This is a genomic window from Lentibacillus sediminis, assembly GCF_002763455.1.
In the GTDB taxonomy this organism is placed as follows: Bacteria; Bacillota; Bacilli; order Bacillales; family Amphibacillaceae; genus Lentibacillus_D; species Lentibacillus_D sediminis_A.
Map to the genome: position 1 here is coordinate 79,850 of NZ_NIXK01000001.1, position 17,283 is coordinate 97,132.

Consider the following 17,283-nt stretch of genomic DNA (forward strand, 5'->3'; position numbering starts at 1 on the left):
CGTATTCTTGTTTATTATTCTCAGACTAAAAATAAAGCGCTATCATTATTATACAGAGATATAAAAAAGAAACGGGGGAGAACATGGAACACGACGTAATTGTAATCGGAGCCGGACTCGCCGGACTCGTTGCCACAACAGAATTGGCAAACTCCGGGAAAAAGGTGCTGCTGTTGGATCAGGAACCGGAAAGTTCATTTGGCGGACAGGCCTGGTGGTCGTTCGGTGGTCTTTTTCTCGTAAATTCACCGGAGCAACGGAGGATGGGGATAAAGGATTCACGGGAACTGGCGATGCAGGATTGGATGGGGTCCGCTGGATTTGACAGGGAAGATGAGGATTATTGGGGCAGAAAATGGGCAGAGGCTTATGTTGACTTTGCAGCTGGAGAAAAACGGGAATGGCTGCAGAGCATGGGAGTGAAGTTCTTTCCGGTCGTTGGCTGGGCGGAGCGAGGCGGCTATCTTGCTGAAGGGCATGGCAACTCGGTCCCACGTTTCCACATTGTGTGGGGGACAGGGCCGGGGATTGTTGCGCCCTTTGAACAACGCGTTCGCGAGTATATAAAGCAAGGGCGAGTGGATTATCGGCCACGTCATCAGGTCGATCAGCTAATTCAAGAAAATGGCGCGGTTATTGGAGCAGAGGGATCGATTCTTGCTCCAAGTTCCGCACCCCGCGGGGAGGAAAGCACACGTGAAGCAGTAGATGAATTTACTTTTCAGGCTCAAGCCGTAATCGTTGCAAGTGGAGGAATCGGCGCGAATTTTGATCTGGTCCGGAAAAACTGGCCAAGCCGGCTGGGAGCACCTCCGAAGTCGATGATCTCTGGGGTACCCTCACATGTCGATGGACGCATGCTGCAAATTACCGAGAGTGCCGGCGGTCGGATCGTAAACCGCGACCGTATGTGGCACTATACAGAAGGGATTAAGAATTGGAATCCTGTTTGGCCGAAGCATGGAATTCGTATTCTGCCCGGGCCTTCTTCCATCTGGCTGGATGCAGAGGGGCAGCGTTTTCAAGCACCGAATTTCCCCGGGTTCGATACACTTGGCACGTTAAAAGCCATTCAGGACACTGGTTACGATTACTCTTGGTTTATTCTGACGCAGAAAATCATTGAGCGGGAATTCGCTTTGTCGGGATCGGAGCAGAATCCTGACTTAACCGGCAAAAGTGTCAAAAAAGTTCTTTCCCGTGTGCTGCCTGGTGCTCCAGCTCCCGTGCAGGCGTTTATGGACAAGGGAGAGGATTTCGTGGTCGCCGATAATATTAATAATCTGGTTATTGGCATGAACAAACTCATTGGGAACAAACAGCTGAAAACCGAAGTGGTAGAGCGGCAAATCCAGGCAAGGGACCGGGAGCTGGATAATAATTTTGGCAAAGATCTGCAGATTACTGCCCTGCGCGGGGCGCGGAATTCCCGTGGGGATAAACTAATTCGTGCTGCCGTTCCGCATAAAATACTTGGTCCGAAAAATGGCCCGCTGATTGCGGTGCGCCTGCATATTCTCAGCCGAAAAACGCTGGGCGGGCTGCAGACCAATTTGTCCGGACAGGTGCTGGATGAAACCGGTACGACAATACCTGGCCTTTATGCTGCTGGAGAAGTGTCCGGATTTGGCGGTGGCGGGGAACACGGCTACCGGGCGCTGGAAGGGTCATTCCTCGGCGGCTGCCTGTTTTCCGGACGGGCAGCAGGACGCGCTGTTGTTGCACAAATAGAATGAAATGGTGGGAAACCTTCTTAAGAGGAAAATCTTCTTATGGAGGTTTTTTCTTTTGATGGATCGGAAAGGAAAGCAGGAAGAACCGACCGAGAGAAGGGATGTCACGGTCGATCAGAAAGAAAATACAAAAAGAATCGACCGAGAAAGATAAAAAGCAACATACCTACACCACAGCGGCATAAAACTAAAAAATGAGAAACAGGATACCCTAAAAAGGTCAGTTGATTAGGAGACAACTCTCAGTGCTATGTCTGAAAATACCGCCTTATTCCCACAAAAGGCATATGGCGCGGGTACAAAAATGCAGTTCATTTATCTGTTGCAAAATCATTTACATTCCTGGTTTTCATCTATACAATACTCCTATATCACTTGAGCAGGGGGAGGGATACCAAGATGCCTTCACTTTTATTTGAAATAATGCTGGTCCTTTTTTTGGGTATTGGTTCACAGTGGGTTGCCTGGCGCTACCGGATGCCGGCGATCGTTATTATGTCGATCACCGGACTGCTGGTGGGGCCGATTCTGGGACTAATGAATCCGGAAGAGGACTTCGGCAATTTATATAGCCCGCTGATTTCGGTGGCGGTAGCACTGATCCTTTTTGAAGGAAGTCTCAACCTGAACTTTAAGGAACTTCGCGGGCTTGGAAAGCCGGTCTTTCGGATTTCCACTATTGGCGCGTTTATCGCCTGGATTCTCGGCTCGCTTACGGCGCATTATATTGCAGGGCTTTCCTGGGCGGTGGCTTTTGTTATCGGTGGTTTGTTTATTGTTACAGGGCCGACCGTGATCATGCCATTGCTGCGCCAGTCCAAGTTGAAACCCCGTCCGGCAAAACTGCTGAAATGGGAAGGGATTATTGTTGATCCCATCGGGGCGCTGCTTGCCGTGTTTGCCTTTGAAATTATTGTCTTTCTTACGGCAAGCACCCCGGACGCAACCCAGCTTGGTCTCTTCTTTGCGGCATCGTTATTTGCTGCGGTGTTTGGCTGGGCTTGCGGGCGAGGGATCGGCTGGATGTTTGAAACCGGACATATCCCGGAATTTCTCAAATCTCCATCCGTGTTCGTCGTTGTTATTATGTGTTTTTCCGTAACGGACGAAATTATGCATGAGACCGGACTGCTGGCGGTGACGGCAATGGGAATCACGCTGGCCAATGTGGGCATCGATTCCATTTCCGATATGCGGCATTTCAAGGAAAATATTACGGTGCTTCTGACATCGGCTATTTTCATTATGCTGACGGCTTCCCTTGATCCGGATATCTTGCTGCAGATTTTCAGCCCGAATATCCTTGGTTATGTCATTTTGATGATGATTGTTGTCAGGCCATTGTCGATTTTCTTATCGACCATTGGATCCGGCTTGACATTCAATGAAAAAGCGCTGGTAGGATGGATCGCACCGCGCGGGATTGTCGCACTGACCGTTTCCGGCTATTTTGCCACCGTGCTCTTAAGAGAGGGTTTTGCTGATGCGGAGATTTTGACGACACTCACCTTTGCACTGGTATTTTTCACGGTGGTGGCGCATGGATTTTCCCTCAGCTGGCTGGCGAAAAAGCTTCATTTATCCTTGGAAGGTACGCCAGGGGTTTTGATTGTTGGAAGCAATACATTTACGGTGAATCTGGCAAAGACGCTGAAGAAATCCAAGGTGCCTGTTTTGATTGTGGATTCGTCCTGGGAGCGGCTTCGGCCAGCGCGGGAGGCGGGTCTGTCGTTTTATCACGGGAGTATGCTTTCCGAGCAGACTGAATATAATCTGGACACCATTCCTTATGAATATTTGCTTGCGGCAACGGATGACAATGCTTATAATGCGTTGATTTGCACAACATTTGCACCGGAATACGGACGGATGCATGTGTTCAAGCTGAGCCCATTTCATCAGCATAAGGATGGATCAAGTGTGCTCGTTTCCAAGGTTGGCGGAAGAATTCTGTTCAACCGCAGATTCCCGCTGGAAGTGCTGAATGATAAAATGCGCGAGGGCTATGTGTTCCGCCAGACGACCTTGACCCAGCGGTTCACCTACGAACATTATCTTGCGGAAAAAGATGATGCGACGGTCTTTCTGTATCTGCTCAAACCTTCGGGTGAATTGAAATTTTATTCCGAGGAAATGCGTACGGTACCGGCCGTTGGAGATACGATTATCAGTCTTACTCCGCCAAACAAAGAATACGCGAAGATCATGGCAAGACTTGGAAGCAAGCGAAATACAAACAGTAAAGACAATAATGCGGAATAAAAAAGCGTGAGGCCAGTGATGGCTTCACGCTTTCTCCGTATTTTTCAGTTCTTCCAGCTGCTGTCTCGTCTCGGCAATTTCTTTTTCCAAACGAATCAGCTGTCCCTCCGCGGAGGAAACCCTGCCCTTGACATATTCCAGTTTATCCAGGTCACTCTGGATCCGGACATAGTCTGATTTCAATTCATCTAATTTGGCTTCAAGCTCTTTCCTGGTCATCGTAACCCCCCTCGGATGCCCACGGTTAAATCAGGGCATCTTCTTTATTTTTCTTGGATTTCACATAGGTTTGGTAAAAATGAACAACGATCGTTTTTGCGACAGCGTAAAATGGCATGGCCAGTATAATGCCGATAAAGCCGGCGATGCTTCCGGCTGCCAGGATTACCGTGATCACGGTCAGCGGGTGCAGATCCAGTTTTTGACCCATCACATTTGGTGAAATAAAGTTGCTTTCAATTTGTTGGGCCACAAGCATAATAATAGATACCCAAATGAGGTTCATCGGGTCCTGGAATGCACCGATGACCAGAGCCGGTGCAACGGCGAGATATGGCCCTAAGAAAGGAATGACATTGGTGAGCATAGCGAATAAGGCCAGTGCAAGGGCATAATCCAAGCCGATAATCAGGTAGCCAATAAATACCATCACCGCGACAAGAAAGCTGACAATCAGTTGTCCCTGAATAAATGCGCTGAGCACGTCGTCAATTTTTCCCATCAAGCTGCGGATATTAGCTGCCTTTTCTTTGGCGAAAATCTGCGTAATGAAGGGTCCGAGTCTTTCCCCGTCCTTGAGCATAAAAAACAGGAAGAAAGGAATCAGCACAAGTCCTGCGATAATCGTGAACAGCTGACCGATAAATCCGCCGATGAACCCGAACGAATAGTTGATAATGCTGTCAATATGGTTCGGGATGTTCTGGGTGAAATTATTGATCGCAGTTACGACCTGATCTGGGACAGCGGCCATATTGTCCTGCCAGTTATAGATGAAATCCTCCGCCATGTTGATCATCTGCGGGACTGTCTCAATCAAATTGTTTACCTGACGCTGGACGATCGGCCAGATGAACATAATAAACAGGAAAATAAGCAAAAGCATTAATAAAAATACAAGAATAATAGAAACGATGCGGTTCACTTTAAACCGTTCAAGCAAATGCATGACCGGCTTGGCTAAATAAAAGAGCACACCGGCCCCGATAATCGGAAAGGCTACTGCACCGATCGTCTGAACGACTGGCAGAAAAATAAAATCAGTAATCGAAATAAGCCAGACAAGTAAAAAGAAGAGTACAAAGAAAATCATTACCTGAAACCAGCGTTTATGCGTCATGCCATCCCAACTTTCCATATGTTATATCCATTTTACCTGTTATCAGGAAGAATATAAAGTGAAACTTCATTCAGTGGGGGAGTTCTTTTCTACCCCCCTTTCATGGCTTGCTTTATCTCACGCTTAGAGGTGGGGGTATTACAGCCCATTAATCGTGGAAAAGCAATCCCTAAAGTTTATCTGTAAAAAAGATAATGGTTTATACTATTTTTTCCAAAACCGTCCGAGCCTAAACCGGGCAATAGAATCTTGGATGGAAGTATGCTAAAATTTTATCATATCTACTAATGGGGGATTAATCATGGAAAATTGGGAGACTGTCTACGAGAAATGGAATACATATGAGCAGCTTGATCCGTCACTCCGTTCTGAACTGGATACATTGGCGGGGAATAGGGCTACGCTTGAGGATGCATTTTATAAAGAACTGACCTTCGGAACCGGCGGCATGCGTGGTGTGATGGGAGCCGGGACCAATAGGATGAATACATATACGATCCGAAAAGCTGTTAACGGGCTGGCTGAATACTTGTTTGCCAACCGGGTGAATGTGAAAGACCGCGGGGTAGTAATCGCCTATGATACACGCTACAAGTCCCAGGAATTTGCAATAGAGACAGCCAGGGTGCTCGGAGCGCATGGGATTAAAGCATATGTGTTTGAATCCATGAGGCCAACACCACTGCTTTCGTTTGCTGTCAGGTATCTGGGAACCGCGGCCGGCGTGATGATCACGGCAAGTCATAACCCGCCGGAATACAATGGCTTCAAGGTATACAATGAGGACGGCGGACAAATTACACCGAGCGAGGCGGAAGCGATCATTGAAACCATCGGGGAGACCGAAAATGAGCTCACAGTAGCAGCACTGGAAACCGGTGAGCTCGAGTCAAGAGACTTGCTGATCTGGCGCGGCGAGGAAATTGACAATGCCTATCTCGAGCAATTAAAGCAGATGAGCAAACTGCCGGAAGCCGAACTTAATGAAGAGAAAAAACTGCCTATCGTCTTCACCCCGCTGCACGGGACGGCGTATGATTTGGTGATGAAAGGATTGGATCAGCTGAATTTTTCCCAGGTGGATGTCGTGAAAGATCAGGCAGAGCCGGATCCGGAATTTTCCACCGTTGACTCGCCAAACCCGGAAGAACACCAGGCGTTCACATTGGCAATCGAGCAGGGGGAGAAAAACGATGCAGCTATCCTGCTTGGCACAGACCCGGATGCTGACCGGCTAGGGGTGGCGGTTAAAAATAAAGAAGGCGACTATCAGGTGCTGACAGGGAATCAGCTTGGTGTGCTGCTGCTCGACTATATTCTTCGCCATAGTGACCCGGTTATGCATAAATCGGCACATGTTCTGAAGACCGTCGTTACCACAGAGATGGGGCGTGCGGTCGCTGATGCATATGATGTCGAAACCACCGAAACGCTTACCGGTTTTAAATATATCGGAGAAAAAATACACGAATTCGATGCTACGGGGAAATCGTTTATTTTTGGTTTTGAGGAAAGCTATGGCTATCTGATCTCCAGTTTTGTGCGGGATAAAGATGCGGTACAGGCGGCGGCGATGTCCTGTGAAATGGCCTATTACTGGGACAAGCAGGGAAAAACACTGCTTGATGCATTGGACACCCTGTATGCGCAGCACGGTTATTTTCAGGAAGGCATGACTTCGCTGACCTTAAAAGGGAAAGAAGGATCGGAACAGATCGAGCATATTATGGCTGACATCCGCAGCAACCCGCTTGAGTCCATTGCCGGGTTCCAAGTAGAGCAGGCGGAGGATTATCTGGCAGGTGAGCGGACGATGATGGCATCGGGCGAGACGGAGTCGATTCAGCTGCCAAAGGAAAATATGATGAAATTTATTTTGGAAGGCGAGAGCTGGGTTTGTCTGCGCCCATCCGGCACCGAACCGAAAATCAAGTGCTATTACGGTGTACGCGGGGAGACGGAGGAAAGGGCCCGTGTGAAATTGGCGGCGCTCAAGTCTGCGATGGATCAGGTGATTGGCAGAATTATTCATTCCGCTTAAAATTAGTGTTGACATTTTTAACAAATAAGGGTTTAATAGTAGTAACTTCATAATTCCTAAAGGGGAGTAGCTGTACAATTAAAGTCGTCATTACGAGAAGATGTGTTCTCCGGCTTGATTGGCAACGTTCGTTGTTTGCGAGACCTTTACCGCTTGCAGGTAAAGGACCCCTTTTTTGATGGTTCCTGCCTGTGGGCGGAACCATTTTTAGTGGGGAGAGATATCTTTGGGCACAGAATTAATTTTAGAGTATTTGTGGGTATTGGTGATTTTAATCGGTCTGGAGGGGCTGTTGGCAGCGGATAACGCGCTGGTGCTGGCGATTATGGTAAAACACCTTCCGGAAGAACAGCGGAAAAAAGCGCTTTTTTACGGTCTGGCAGGGGCATTCGTCCTTAGGCTCGGTTCCCTGTTCGTCATTTCCTTTCTGGTTGACGTATGGCAGGTGCAGGCGCTGGGTGCAGCGTATCTCCTGTTTATTTCCTTTAAGAATTTATATGACCGTTTTAAGAAAAAGAAGGAGCCGGACGCGGAGACGTTGCATCTGGATGGCGAGCCAAAAAGGGGCAGCGGTTTCTGGATGACGGTTCTGAAAGTGGAATTTGCCGATTTGGCTTTCGCGGTTGATTCCATACTGGCAGCCGTTGCGCTTGCTGTGGCACTTCCGCCAACGGGGCTTGGTACCATCGGCGGCCTTGATTCGGGGCAGTTTGCGGTGATTTTTGCCGGAGGGATGATCGGGCTGATTATTATGCGGTTTGCGGCAAATATCTTCGTCGGACTGCTTCACTCCCGCCCAGGGCTGGAAGTGGCAGCCTTTATGATCGTTGGCTGGGTCGGGGTGAAACTGGCGATGATAGTATTCGCCCATCCGGATATTGCTTGGATTCCACATGACTTCCCGCATTCTACGCTATGGAAAGGGATTTTCTATACCGTATTGATCGCGATCGCAGCGGTCGGCTGGTTTGCGTCAGGCAAATCAGGAAAAACTGCTGGAAAAGAACATGCGGAAAGCTGATGCCTATAAGCAATTCTCTCATGCCGAGAGGATTGCTTATTTTTTATTTAGGGTATGTTGATAATAGGAGGTGTTTTTTCATGCCTGTAGCATTGAAACGGATTTATGAAGAAGCTGAAAAAGATGATGGGGTGCGTATTCTGGTGGATCGTGTCTGGCCGCGTGGGATGTCCAAAGACAAGGCAGACTTGGATCACTGGATCAAAGAAGTTGCCCCGTCCGATGATCTCAGAAAATGGTTCGGTCATGATCCGGATAAATATCAGGATTTTAAAGACCGCTACAAAGAGGAGATGAAAAGCGGCGAACAGCAGGAAGCATTGGAGAAGCTGAAGGAAATTACCAAATCCGAGGATAAAGATGTCACCCTGCTGTTTGCGGCGAAAGATGAGGAACATAATCAGGCACGGGTGCTGAAGGAGATTTTGGACAGGCAATAGAAAAAAACAAAGCCGCTCGCTTCTCTATCATAGAGTGCGGGCGGCTTTCATTATTGTATCGCCTGTCGGGCTTCCTGAAAGTTAATGGTCCGGACAGATCTGGGTATGAATTTGCGAATCTGAAATTCATTATATCCGGTCATTAAACGTTTCCCGTCATGGATGATCGGGGTTCTCAGAATGCCGGGCTTTTCGCGGATTAAGCTAAGCAGGTCTTTTAAGCGCATCTGATCGATATCCGTTATATTTTTTTGATATACTTTGGATTTTGTTGAAATGAGATCTTCTGTACCATTCTCCGTTAAGCGGAAAATTTCCTTTAACTCCGAGAGTGATAATGACTCTGAAGTTAACTTGTGTTCCACAAAGGGTATCTCATTTTCCTTCAGCCAAGTCCTTGCTTTTCTGCAGGATGTGCAGCTTGGTGCGACATACAGTGTTACCATACCTTAATCCCCGCTCCTTTTTTAATGTCCCCGGTCAACTAGTTACGCATGTGGGCTAATCAAGCTGCTCACTCGTTTGGAAATTTCCTCAAAAGAAGTATCCAGCGACATGGCTAATTCCTTAAACATAATGTTTTGTGTGTTGCTTAAGAGGAGGCGGTCCTGTTCGTACATTTTCTTCTTATCTATTGTAGCTTCCTCTTTTTTTCGCATTAATGTACTGATCACTTTGCAAATTTCTTTGCGGTCCCCGTCATTGACCAGTTTGCTGTAATTTCTGTACCTGAGCCTTGCGTCTTCTATCCATGTGATGCCTGGCTCAAGGAAAGACTGTAAAATTTCTTCCGCTTCCTCTTTTTCCATCACTGCCAGCATGATTGCCTGGTCACTGTCTACAGGGTTATTTATGGTTAATTTTGGATCTTCAAGCGGATGCATCACATAATAGGTTCTCGTCACCTTGCCGTAAGTCTTTTCGCTAATGTCATCAATTTCGCATAATCCATGTACGGAATAGACAACCGTATCTCCAACTTTAAACATGTATGTGTGCCTCCAACTTCATATTATCAACTTAGTTTACTTTATCACATACCTGTCAAATTGTCAATTTAATTGACAATTGGTGGCAGGCTTTGTATAGTAGTTGTCGATAGAAAATGGAGTGAGGTGAATCAGTTGGAAGCTAAATTAAAAAATCTCGATTTAATCGATACATTGAGTGAGCGTCATCTTGAGCTTCGAAAAAAGGCAGAGGGACTATGGAACGACTCCAGTAATATTTATTTATCCAATTCCGAGTGGTTTATCATGGCACGAATCTATAAAAAACAGCCAACGATTGCCTATGTTACCAGGAATGTGGATATTTCCAGGCAGGCGACGCATAAATTCATAAAAAACCTTAAGGCCAAAGGATTAGTTGAAATCAGCGATGTGAAACACAACAAAAGAGATAAAAGCATACGGTTAACTGATCTGGGGGAAGAATGCTATGAAAAAAATGAGGCCCTAAAGGCAGATCTGGAGAAAAAAATCGCTGATACAATCGGGGATGAAAAGGTAGAGGTTCTTAATAAAATTTTAAAAATGGATTGGGGATTGTGAGGAACAATCGGACAAAAGGGGGCAGGCTCCAGATCTCATCCGGAGCCCTTTAGAATGTATGTAAAATCATGCAATTTTTCTGCGGTATTCATATTACAGTACAGACAATGACCTATTACATAAAATAGATCAGGACGGCAACAAGACTGATACTTACCTTAGCAAAAAATCTCATAATGCGCCTCCAGAGAGGATGTCTGTTTCATATAAAGCGTACTAAATATCTGTGAAGAAAACGCTAAGCAGAGGTTAATTTTTGGTGAAGTTTTAAAAAGAAGCCTTTGCAATAAGAGGAGAGAGTTGGCACATATAGCAATGAAAAAGAGGAGGGGTAGATTGCCCCTCCTCTAAAAATACAAATTAGTCATCTGTTTGTGTCTTTTTAAAACAAACGAAAACAAACAACGCGGCGCCAGCCACCCATGCTCCAACAACCGCCAGCGGGAGCCAGCTATTTGTATCGTGCATCTCGAGCAGCTGTGGAATCGGAAATGTGTCAAAAATTTGGATGGCGATGCTGTCCGGATCGAGTCCAAGTGAATAAACCATCGGCGTGAACCCGAACAGGAACATAATCGGCATCATATAGACAGAAGTTGAGGCAACTGATTTTGCGAATAGCCCCACGCCAATGCCAAGCAGCAGAAAGAACAGAAATAAAAGCACCAAGCCGATGATCGCCCGTACATTCATAAAAGGTTCCGCACCAATAATAGCTAGTGATATGACCAGTGTAATTAATGTTAAAAGTGCAGTTACCAAACTTTTTCCGACAATAATATCGAACATGGAAGCCGGCGATTGAATCAGCCCTCTTAATGTGTTCTTTTCATTTTCCTCGGCCATCATGGTCATGATCATGGTAGAGGTAACACTTGAAAAAGTCACGCCGACAATTAAATAAAGCAATGCAAGCGGCAGCTCCTCATCTCCGCCAATCCGCTGATACAAGAGTCCCAGCACAATCGGAATCGCCGGCATCGTCAGCAGCATCATGTTTTTCATAAAATCTTTAAGATCTTTTTCAAAAATGGCTGAAATACGCTGGACGTTCATTATACCAGCTCCTTTCCGGTGATATTGAGAAAGATTTGCCCCAAGGTCGGATGATCGGTGTACATGGTTTTCACTTGCTTCTGGGCAATCAGTTTTTGAATGCGGTCAGCATTTCCCGGTTCGTTAGCAAGGACGAGTTCCTCGCCGTCAAATGTTTCAATATGAAAAGCATGCGTTGAATACTTATAGCGCAGTTCCTCAGGATTGCCGATCTCCCTCACCTTTCCGTTGTGCAAAAAGGCGACACGGTCACATAACAAGGTTGCTTCCTCCATGTTATGGGTCGTCAAAAAGATGGTCGTTCCCGCTTCATTCAATTTCCGCAGTCCGTTGTGAATATGCAGCATGTTGCCGGGATCGAGTGCTGACGTCGGTTCATCGAGAAACACCAGATCGGGCTGATGGATCAGTGCCTTTGCCAGAAGCACGCGCTGCTTCATTCCTCTGGAAAGCTTCGATACCACTTTTTTCTTTTCCCCATGCATATTCACTGTCTCCAGCACATCATCAATTTTGTCAGTAGTGGCGTGATACAGCTGGCAGAATAATTTTAGGTTGTCGTATACCGTCAGCCGCTGGTACAGTGCACTGTTATCTGATAAAATGCCGATTTTTGCTTTGAAAGCAGAGGATTTGAAGCGATCTGCAGGCATCCCAAGCACTTCCACTTCTCCGGCCGTTTTACTCAATTCCCCGGTTAAAATCTTAATCGTTGTCGTCTTGCCCGAACCGCTTGGGCCGAGAAAACCAAAAATTTCCCCGCGTTTCACTTGAAAATTGACATCCTCAACAGCGGTGTTGGATGAAAAAGTCTTTCGCAATCCCCTTACATCAATTGCATGTTTCAATCTGTTTCCCCTCCTCCTGATGTTCTAAGTTTATTGTAGTGTTTGTGCCGTTTGAATGCCGCTAAATCAAGGTGAAACGTGGCTAAACAATCACAAACTGTACCTATTTCGAGCTGAAAATCTCCTGGATTTCCTGGATTTTTGTCCGGGAGAGCGGGATGGTGGACTGGATTTTATTGTCAACCCGAATAGAATACGTATTTTTGGACCAAGTAATGATTTCCCGTACTTTTTGCAGATTGACGATGTAAGAACGATGACAGCGGAAAAAGCCATACCTTTCTAATTTTTTCTCAATACTGGAGAGGGTTTCATCCATCGCGAATGATTCATCATTGATCACGATCATCGCTTTTCCGTCCTGGCTTTCAATATAATCGATCTCGGGAGGGTCAAACAGAATCAGTTTATCCTCGACCTTTGCGGTAATTTTAAACAGGCTCGCGGCGGATGGGCGCCCCTCGTCCTTGGGTGTTCCCTTGTCCCCGGAGTCCATCTCGATGGCGGTGAGTCCTTTATCCTGCAGCTTATAGGAAGTATCCCCGAGCAGGAGAGCATGCTCCAGATTGGAGGCAAGGATCAGGACAGGGATGTTGGCATCAGCCAGTTTTTTCAGCATGTTCATGAATGTATTGATGGTGAGGATATCGACCCCATGTATCGGCTCCCGGTAGACAATAGGGGCTGCTGCCATCATGTAATACTTGGCATAAAAGACCCGCCGGACTTCCGAGATACCGCATTTTCGGAGCGGGACATCCGCCTGCCGGTGCAACTCGAACATCACGAGAATTTCCGATACTGGCTTCGTGCAGCCAAACCACTTGCGGTAAAAGTTGATATTCTGTTCAACGGTCAGCCGTTCGTACAGCTCTTCTCTTCCGTCAAATACTGGGATGTGGATCTCTTTTTCCAGCTTGTTCGCCAGTTCTGCCTGCAAGTCGGAATCACTGTAGATCGCCGTGGTGCAGGAGGTAGGGATGGTAAGGGAGAAGGACGGCAGTATTTCGCTGTCCGGCATTTCAAGCTTATAATTCGTCATGCTAGCAAAACTCCTATTCCGTTAATTCAGGCAAATGGCCTCTTTTATAGTTTACCAAATTACGCGGGGAAGAGGGAGAGGAATTTTCGGGTGGGGGAAGGGTTGCCGGGTGCGTTTGTAAATTTTATGTAAATTTTATGTCGGGCTGGTGGGAAATATGGTATCTTGGCAACAGAGATAACTTGGTGGAAGGCCGGCAGAAAATACATACAGTAAGGAGCAAGAAAACCATGGAAAAAAAGCACTCATTACTTGAAATTTTATGGACCTCATTACGACTGGGGCTGACCTCCTTTGGCGGTCCGGTTGCGCATCTGGGCTATTTCCGTGACGAATATGTGGATAAAAAGAAATGGCTGGATGATAAAACATATGCGGATATTATTGCCATCTGCCAGTTCCTCCCCGGACCTGCCAGCAGCCAGGTGGGGATCGCCATTGGCATGCTGCGCGGTGGATTTTTCGGCGGGATAATCTCCTGGTTCGGTTTTACCATCCCCTCGGTTGTGGTGCTCGTGTTATTCGCGATGCTTTACCAGACATTTACGCTTGGGGATGCAGCTTGGATCACCAGCTTGAAGGTTGTGGCCGTAGCGGTTGTCGCACATGCCGTGTTGGGATTGGGCAAAAAACTCACCCCTGATCGTCCGCGGCTCGCCATTGCTATTGTCGCTGCGCTGGTCATGCTGCTGTTCCCGTCTGCTATCGTGCAGATATCTGTCATCATTGCAGCAGCAATTCTTGGGTTTTTTATGTTTTCCCGTAATGCGGAAACAAATGTGCAGCCGTTTTCTGTGTCGATTACGAAAAAGCAGGGGGTCGCGGCATTATCGATTTTGGCCGTCCTGCTGATTGGCCTGCCGATCGTTGCACAAGCTGTATCCAATACTTATTTAACCATCTTTGATATCTTTTTCCGGGTCGGGTCTATTGTGTTTGGCGGCGGACATGTCGTGCTTCCGCTGTTGGAGCAGGAAGTTGTTCCCAATGGAATGGTCACCAGCGGGGAATTCCTCGCGGGCTACGGGATGGCCCAGGCAGTCCCTGGTCCATTGTTCACGTTTGCCAGTTACTTGGGCACCATGATCAGCGGTGTTACTGGAGCTCTTGTCGCGACGGTCGGAATATTTCTTCCGTCCTTCTTGCTGATTATTGGGGCGCTGCCTTTCTTGAGCGAACTCAGAAGCCGCTCTAGTTTCCAGGGAATTTTAACAGGGGTGAATGCCAGTGTTGTCGGGATTTTGCTGGCGGCGTTTTATGACCCGGTATTCACCAGTGGAATTATGAACGGCGCCCATTTCGGTCTGGCTGTTATTCTTTTCGCTCTTTTGCATTTCTGGAAAAAGCCGGCCTGGATGGTCGTGATCGTCGGGGTAGTACTTGGCGAGATCATTCATTTTCTTTTTCTATGATCCCAGCCTGCGTTATAATGGGGCGTGAGGTGATCATATGGCAGAACATCATTTTCATTTAAACGCAGACTGGCCCGGCGGACGCAACAGTGAGGGGTCCATTGATGCCGGCAATTTGCAGACGAAAATCTCCATCCCACAGGAAATGGATGGACCAGGCGTCGGCACCAACCCGGACGAAATGCTGCTCGGCGCGGCGGCTACCTGTTATATCATCACATTGGCAGCCATGATTGAGCGGGCGGAGTTGCCACTCGAGGAAATGTCGCTTGAATCGGAAGGCATTGTCGATGTGACCAATGGCGTGTTTACCTATAAGAAAATTATCCATAAACCAGCCGTGGCACTGCAGACGAGTGCCACGGAAGCCGAGCATAAGAAGCTTGCCCAGCTGGTGGAAAAAGCGGAAAAAAGCTGTATGATTTCCCGTGCCATTCAGGGGAATGTGGAAATGGAACTGCAGCCAACATTGAAATGACACTTCTCAGTTGATGGGGAGTGTTTTTTTGGTGTGGTAGTGGGGTTATGTTGCGTGGAATCAGGAGAGAGCGTTCTCAACGACAAAAGTGACTGGAAGAACGCTTGAAATGTCGGAGAGAAGGGTTCCCCATAATCAAAACTTCCTTCTGTTGGAATCAAGACGGCCACCAGCCATGTCGTACACTCACCATTCCCGAACCGTGCCATCACGCTCACCTCCCAACCAACTCCAGCACCTTTTCCAACCGCTGCTCCTTTCCCGCAGCAAAATAATCCAAAAAAGGACACCCCAGCTCAGCCACACGCTCAACCGCATTCTTCAAAGTAAACGCTGCCGGGTGCAACGACTCCGTAACTTCATCCCAAAACAGCGGAGTAGAGACCGTGCCTTCCTTCGTCATCCTTGGAGAGTAGGGTGCGATAATCGTTTTGTCCTTGCCATGCTGCACATAATCGATATACAGCCGCCCGTTTCGCTTCTTTTTCATCCGCTCGGTCGTAAACCGGTCAGGATAAGCCTGTTCCACCGTCATGGCAATCGCTTGGGTAAAGATGGCGGTCTGCTCATAGGTCATGCTGCCTTCAGGGATGGGAATGTGAATCTGCAAACCTTTGTTACCGGATGTTTTAATAAACGAGACAAGTTCCAGATCATCCAGCATTGGCTTTATCAGGTTGGCTGCCTGGACAGCAAGGGCGAACTCATCCCTGCTTGGCGGATCGAGATCAAAGACAATCTCACAAGGGAGCTCACTGGCAGCTTTTTGAAAGGGGATATGAAACTCCGCCGTCCCATGATTGGCAAACCAGACGAGCGCCTCCAGTGTATTGCAGATAATCAGCTCATCCTCGCCATCGGGCAGGCTGTCAATAAAGTCTGGCGCATAGACGGGGAGGTGTTTCTGGAAAAAATGTTCCGCCTCTACGCCGTCCGGACAGCGGATGAGGGTCAGCGCCCGCTCCCTTAGAAACGGTAGCATAAAAGGGCTCACCTCCCGGATGTAGCGGAGAAGGTCACCCTTTGTCAATTCCGCATCCGGCCAGAAAACTTTCGCCGTGTTGGTAAGTTCAACAAGCTCCGGCAACATCGCCATATCCAGCTTCACCTGCTTCATTGTACATTCCTCCGGCGAAAGCTCTGGCATCAGGCGTGCGAATTCCGGTTCACGCAGTTCGCCTTTATATAAATCCAGCGTATGGATGGAAGCACAAATCGCCGGTGGAAGATTATACCCATTTGCCTGTTTCTCGCCATTTTCGGTAAACATCTTTTTCAATGCAGCGAACGCTTCCTTCTCCAGTCCATGCCGGCATTTGCCGATTTCTTTTATCTTATCATGTTCATAAATATTGACGGTAAAATAGTCATTTTTCGGATCATAGAAAGTTAAAAAGCCGTTGACTCTGCGCCAATTTTTAATCTTAAACCAGTCTTGATGTTTTTTGCCTGGCAGGTATTCATTTCTCATCCGTTTGGCGATGATGCCTTCACCTTTATGGGCAAAGACGATTCTCTGCAGCTCGTCCGGGTTTTTAAAACTCTCCACAAAGCGTATCCTCTCTCCAAACCCGGAAAACACGGCCTTAAGCCGCCTTTTACGCACCTCAAAACTTTCTCCCTGATAATCTTTCCCGTTCTCCATCAGCAAATCAAATGCCATAAATGTTGCCGGTCGCGCATTTGCTGCTTGCTGGATAGAAGTTTGATTTTTCATACGCCCCCTCTTTTGCAGCAGGGGGAAATTTCCTTGATACTGGTTGTTCAAAACCACTAGCTCGCCGTCGAGTTTCATGGGCAGAGGCACGCTGGTTGCCACCCGATCAAGATATTCCACAATCTCCGGGAAATTACCAGTTAGATCCTTGCCGTTTTTACTGGTAAGGGTAACGCCATCGCTACTCCATTCCAGCAAACAGCGGAACCCGTCATATTTCACCTCATACATCCAGCCAGCACCTCGGGGGATTTCCTCGCTGGCAATTGGTTTCATCAATTTCAATCCGATCAGCTCCATTCCATCTTAAGTTGGCCCATCCATGAAAAAATAATCGTCTC

The 17,283-nt window shown here is 47.4% G+C and carries 16 protein-coding genes; 8 read left to right on the top strand and 8 right to left on the bottom strand.

Features of this window, described 5'->3' with window-relative positions; all coding sequences use genetic code 11:
- The first annotated feature begins 50 nt into the window (after positions 1-50).
- Positions 51-1,736 (top strand): FAD-binding dehydrogenase, encoded by a 1,686-nt coding sequence (locus CEG13_RS00405; protein WP_275661789.1) that lies wholly within the window; start codon positions 51-53, stop codon positions 1,734-1,736.
- A 396-nt stretch (positions 1,737-2,132) separates the two neighbouring features.
- On the top strand, positions 2,133-3,995 hold the full coding sequence (locus tag CEG13_RS00410; protein ID WP_100009799.1) for a cation:proton antiporter: 1,863 nt from the start codon (positions 2,133-2,135) through the stop codon (positions 3,993-3,995).
- A 24-nt stretch (positions 3,996-4,019) separates the two neighbouring features.
- Here CEG13_RS00410 and CEG13_RS00415 read toward each other — a convergent pair whose 3' ends face one another.
- Together CEG13_RS00415 and CEG13_RS00420 are read right to left on the bottom strand one after the other, a co-directional pair.
- Complete coding sequence (locus CEG13_RS00415; protein WP_100009800.1) at positions 4,020-4,214, bottom strand: SE1832 family protein; 195 nt, start codon at positions 4,212-4,214, stop codon at positions 4,020-4,022.
- Between the two features lie 25 nt (positions 4,215-4,239).
- Positions 4,240-5,352: an AI-2E family transporter gene (locus CEG13_RS00420; protein ID WP_239984521.1), complete on the bottom strand. Its 1,113-nt coding sequence runs from the start codon at positions 5,350-5,352 to the stop codon at positions 4,240-4,242.
- A gap of 283 nt (positions 5,353-5,635) precedes the next feature.
- Between CEG13_RS00420 and CEG13_RS00425 the strand changes: the two genes are divergently transcribed.
- The 3 genes from CEG13_RS00425 (at position 5,636) to CEG13_RS00435 (ending at position 8,836) form a co-directional block, all read left to right on the top strand.
- A complete protein-coding gene (locus CEG13_RS00425; RefSeq protein ID WP_100009801.1) occupies positions 5,636-7,375 on the top strand; it encodes a phospho-sugar mutase in 1,740 nt (579 codons plus the stop codon).
- Between the two features lie 226 nt (positions 7,376-7,601).
- Entirely contained in the window at positions 7,602-8,396 is a 795-nt protein-coding gene (locus CEG13_RS00430; protein ID WP_100009802.1) for a TerC family protein, read from the top strand.
- An 80-nt stretch (positions 8,397-8,476) separates the two neighbouring features.
- Entirely contained in the window at positions 8,477-8,836 is a 360-nt protein-coding gene (locus CEG13_RS00435) for a DUF488 domain-containing protein (protein WP_100009803.1), read from the top strand.
- Positions 8,837-8,886: 50 nt separating this feature from the next.
- Here the strand turns inward: CEG13_RS00435 and spx are convergent, their stop codons facing one another.
- On the bottom strand, positions 8,887-9,282 hold the full coding sequence (gene spx / locus CEG13_RS00440) for a transcriptional regulator Spx (RefSeq protein WP_100009804.1): 396 nt from the start codon (positions 9,280-9,282) through the stop codon (positions 8,887-8,889).
- A 42-nt stretch (positions 9,283-9,324) separates the two neighbouring features.
- Positions 9,325-9,825: a CarD family transcriptional regulator gene (locus CEG13_RS00445; protein ID WP_100009805.1), complete on the bottom strand. Its 501-nt coding sequence runs from the start codon at positions 9,823-9,825 to the stop codon at positions 9,325-9,327.
- A 135-nt stretch (positions 9,826-9,960) separates the two neighbouring features.
- Between CEG13_RS00445 and CEG13_RS00450 the strand changes: the two genes are divergently transcribed.
- Positions 9,961-10,389, top strand: a complete 429-nt coding sequence (locus CEG13_RS00450) for a MarR family winged helix-turn-helix transcriptional regulator (protein ID WP_100009806.1) — start codon at positions 9,961-9,963, stop codon at positions 10,387-10,389.
- A 360-nt stretch (positions 10,390-10,749) separates the two neighbouring features.
- On the opposite strand, the gene CEG13_RS00455 is transcribed toward CEG13_RS00450, so the two are convergent.
- The 3 genes from CEG13_RS00455 to CEG13_RS00465 all read right to left on the bottom strand — a co-directional run bounded on the left by CEG13_RS00455 (position 10,750) and on the right by CEG13_RS00465 (position 13,335).
- Positions 10,750-11,445: an ABC transporter permease gene (locus CEG13_RS00455; protein ID WP_100009807.1), complete on the bottom strand. Its 696-nt coding sequence runs from the start codon at positions 11,443-11,445 to the stop codon at positions 10,750-10,752.
- Positions 11,445-12,293 carry an ABC transporter ATP-binding protein gene (locus CEG13_RS00460; protein WP_100009808.1) on the bottom strand — a complete coding sequence of 283 codons (849 nt, stop codon included), beginning with the start codon at positions 12,291-12,293 and terminating at the stop codon, positions 11,445-11,447. The genes CEG13_RS00455 and CEG13_RS00460 overlap by 1 nt, the downstream gene beginning before the upstream one ends.
- Before the next feature lie 103 nt (positions 12,294-12,396).
- A complete protein-coding gene (locus CEG13_RS00465) occupies positions 12,397-13,335 on the bottom strand; it encodes a LytTR family transcriptional regulator DNA-binding domain-containing protein (protein WP_100009809.1) in 939 nt (312 codons plus the stop codon).
- 230 nt (positions 13,336-13,565) lie between these two features.
- Here CEG13_RS00465 and chrA point away from each other — a divergent pair, with 230 nt between their 5' ends.
- On the top strand, positions 13,566-14,747 hold the full coding sequence (gene chrA, locus CEG13_RS00470; RefSeq protein WP_100009810.1) for a chromate efflux transporter: 1,182 nt from the start codon (positions 13,566-13,568) through the stop codon (positions 14,745-14,747).
- A 37-nt stretch (positions 14,748-14,784) separates the two neighbouring features.
- Complete coding sequence (locus CEG13_RS00475) at positions 14,785-15,225, top strand: OsmC family protein (RefSeq protein WP_100009811.1); 441 nt, start codon at positions 14,785-14,787, stop codon at positions 15,223-15,225.
- A gap of 214 nt (positions 15,226-15,439) precedes the next feature.
- Here the strand turns inward: CEG13_RS00475 and CEG13_RS00480 are convergent, their stop codons facing one another.
- Complete coding sequence (locus CEG13_RS00480) at positions 15,440-17,218, bottom strand: DNA ligase D (RefSeq protein ID WP_239984555.1); 1,779 nt, start codon at positions 17,216-17,218, stop codon at positions 15,440-15,442.
- Between the last annotated feature and the right edge of the window lie 65 nt (positions 17,219-17,283).